Raw genomic sequence first — 1,320 nt, forward strand, 5'->3', positions numbered from 1 at the left:
CCTTCAAAATAGAACCTGTCCGTTGGCAAGCCACTGACCGACAGAGCCGCTACGAGCGCACAGGCACCCGGAACCGGTGCTACTTTGATACCCTGCTCCCTGACCATTCGCACCAGCACAAAGCCCGGGTCTGATATCAGGGGCGTCCCGGCATCACTGATCAATGCCACAGAATCGCCCTGCCGTAATCGAGCCAGTAACACCTCTGCCTGATGCCTTTCATTATGCTCATGACAGGGAATCATGGGGGTCTCGACCCCAAAGTGATTGAGCAACTTACGACTATGCCTGGTGTCTTCAGCTGCAATCACTGACACCTGCTTCAGCACCTCAATGGCTCTCGGTGCCATATCATCAAGATTTCCAATGGGGGTCGAAACAACAAAAAGGGTACTTTCAGACATATCCTGCCAGCCAGTCGATCAACTATGAGGGTCGTTCATAGTCAGGGAGATTAAGAGACAAAAAACCATAAGTTTACTCTTTTCAGAGAGCCGTTGACAGAATCCTTAACAACCTGACCTCCCATCCTATCCTCATCAGGCTGACGCACAGACCATGTTAGGGTAAAATAGATGAATCAAAAACAGTTCGGTCGTTGACTCCGATTTTATGAGCCAGAACCTTTCCAAACGCACTCTGATGACTACACTGCTGATTGGCGCGGTGTTGACAGGATGCTCATTACAACCCAGCAAAGTCGCTGAACTTACTTCACCCTCGCAGGAAATGGCTCGGGAAGGAGCCGATCAACTGCTGGAGCGAGCCAAACGCAGCTCATTTCCAGAAAGCGCCAGACTCAAAATTCAGGCTGCCAGGCAATTAACCGATGACCAGTTAGCCAGAGCACGAACCATTCTGGACAGCCTGAATTATGGAGAGTTACCTGAAACTCTCAGAGCCGAAATGGCCGTGGCAAGAGCCCGCATTGCTGAGCGGGCAGGACAGAACCGGGAAATTTTCCTCTGGCTGGACAGAGCAGCAGTTATCAACAGCAGCAACACTCAGCTCCTGGATCAAAGTCACATTCTCAAAGCACGGGCGTATAACCGCTTCAGAGAATTCGTTGCAGCCCTGGACGAATGGAGCATGCTGTCTAATATCAGTGAGCTTGACCAACAACCCGAAAACCGCGATGCCTTTTGGGAAACACTGCTTAATGCACCTGAAGAGCGCCTGATTATTCTGAACAGTCAGACCGACAGTAAAGTCATGAAAGGCTGGCTGCAACTCGCTCTGGTTTATCGCTCTGACAAATCACTGAACCAGCACTTCATTTAAAGACGTCATTTGACGCGAGGTCATGTTCCATCCTGTTTC

General features: G+C 50.3%; 2 protein-coding genes. One reads left to right on the forward strand and one right to left on the reverse strand.

Going from position 1 to position 1,320, the window contains the following annotated elements:
* A partial coding sequence (gene rsmI / locus KDK18_RS08075; protein WP_257254393.1) for a 16S rRNA (cytidine(1402)-2'-O)-methyltransferase occupies positions 1-404 on the reverse strand: 404 nt, incomplete at its 3' end.
* Between the two features lie 238 nt (positions 405-642).
* Here rsmI and KDK18_RS08080 point away from each other — a divergent pair.
* Positions 643-1,281 carry a penicillin-binding protein activator gene (locus KDK18_RS08080; RefSeq protein ID WP_257254394.1) on the forward strand — a complete coding sequence of 213 codons (639 nt, stop codon included), beginning with the start codon at positions 643-645 and terminating at the stop codon, positions 1,279-1,281.
* The last annotated feature ends 39 nt before the right edge of the window (positions 1,282-1,320 follow it).

The organism is Endozoicomonas sp. SESOKO3, from assembly GCF_024606255.1.